Raw genomic sequence first — 1661 nt, 5'->3', positions numbered from 1 at the left:
GTTCGAAGATGGCGGCATTCATCGGGTGCGTTGACGATCCACGGCGCGACAAGATCGTGGCATCGCAGCCCGGCGATGAAGGTCTGCGTCTGCCATTTGCCGAATTGCGCATGCGTCCTGAAGCGTTCGCCCTTCGGCGCCCAGCCGGTGCGTTTGGTCAGCTTGGTGTTGGTCGACGGGTGAGTAGGCCGGAGGGATTTCACCTGCCGGCCTCTCGCAGAACGGTGCGTGAACCTCTCGATTCACACCGCTCCCATCAGGCAAACGTATTCGTTCCGAACGCCTTCCAGTGCACAAACAGTCCTGGATTTTCCCGCGCCAGCTTTCTCACGAAGAGGCTGGCACGCGTCTTATGGGACTGAAAGCGCTTGAACTTACGCATGATCCACGCCCTGAGCTTCCGGTTGACGTAATCAGCCAGAGTGGACAGGGCCGAACGGCTGTAACGACCGTAATAGGCTATCCATCCCCGGAGGAGTGGATTGAGCTGTTGGGCGATTTCAGCCAGCGTCCCCGGCGTCTGCCGCGGGATGTTCAAGCTTTTGATCGTGGCTCGCATCGACTTCAGCGCCGTTGGGCTGGCCGCAGGCGTGTAGCCACAGAAGAAGGCGTTGGTGCACGGATAGTTTATTGGTGTGGGTTTAGGCAAGCGGTAACCGCAATAGCCTTTGTAGCGTAGCCATGCCTTTCAAACACAATACCAGCCGCCGCCATCGTATTGAGAAGATGAAGTTCAGGGTGACGAACTGGCCAGAATATGAGGCAGGACTTCGTCATCGCGGCAGTTTGACCCTGTGGGTGTCGATGCCGGAAGCCCTGTCCAGGTGGCAAGCGCCAAGACGCAAGACACGTGGCGACCAGCACCGCTATTCTGATCTGGCGATCGAGACCACCTTGACGCTGGGCCTTGTGTTTGGCCTGCGGCTGCGCCAGGCAGAAGGCTTGCTGGAATCGGTGCTGAAACTGATGGGGCTGGCGCTCGCTGTCCCCGATCATACCACCCTGAGCCGTCGGGCGCGGACATGGCAATCGCCCAACAAACGGCATGATCGCCAGGTTCCGCCGGAGGGACCAGTGCATGTTCTTGTCGACAGCACCGGCCTGCAGGTCTACGGCGCGGGTCAGTGGCTGGAGGAGAAGCACGGCGCCAGATCCCGTCGCAGTTGGCGCAAGCTGCATCTGGCACTGGATGCCGACAGCGGCGAGATCATTGCCCATACCCTGACTGATCAGGACACTGGCGATGTCTCTCAAGTTGAGCCACTACTCGACCAGATTGGCGGTCCGATCGGACAGTTTACTGCTGACGGCGCCTATGACGGAAAACGGACTTACGACGCAGTCATCGATCATAGCGCTGCCGCCGCAATCGTCATTCCGCCTCGCGTCAACGCGGTCGAACCATTCGACGATAGACCTGCCGGCCAAAGGGACCAGCATATCGCCGCAATCGGCAGAGACGGCCGGATGAAATGGCAGGTCTCCAACGGTTATGGCAAACGCTCGCTGGTCGAGACCGCCATAGGGCGATACAAGTCCACCATCGGGCGGCGTTTGCGGGCACGGTCGCTTCCCGTTCAGAAGACCGAAGTCGCCATCGGCTGCGCCGTCCTCAACCGCATGCTTGCCTGCGCACGCCCGAAATCCGCCCGCCGCAAGGC

General features: G+C 60.3%; 2 protein-coding genes and 1 pseudogene. 1 reads left to right on the top strand and 2 read right to left on the bottom strand.

The genetic code is table 11. The features are described 5' to 3' along the window. Together X742_RS140590 and X742_RS140595 are read right to left on the bottom strand one after the other, a co-directional pair. Positions 1-203, bottom strand: a pseudogene (locus tag X742_RS140590) (hypothetical protein); the annotation flags it as partial. Positions 204-256: 53 nt separating this feature from the next. Next, entirely contained in the window at positions 257-649 is a 393-nt protein-coding gene (locus X742_RS140595; protein ID WP_245275662.1) for a group II intron maturase-specific domain-containing protein, read from the bottom strand. Positions 650-681: 32 nt separating this feature from the next. Between X742_RS140595 and X742_RS140600 the strand changes: the two genes are divergently transcribed. Beyond that, positions 682-1661: IS5 family transposase (locus X742_RS140600; protein WP_023775568.1), on the top strand; the 980-nt coding region annotated here is incomplete at its 3' end.

It is taken from the genome of Mesorhizobium sp. LNHC229A00, from assembly GCF_000502415.1.
In the GTDB taxonomy this organism is placed as follows: Bacteria; Pseudomonadota; Alphaproteobacteria; order Rhizobiales; family Rhizobiaceae; genus Mesorhizobium.
The sequence above is the reverse complement of the archived record's forward strand: the minus strand, read 5'-3'. Positions and strand labels throughout refer to the sequence as shown.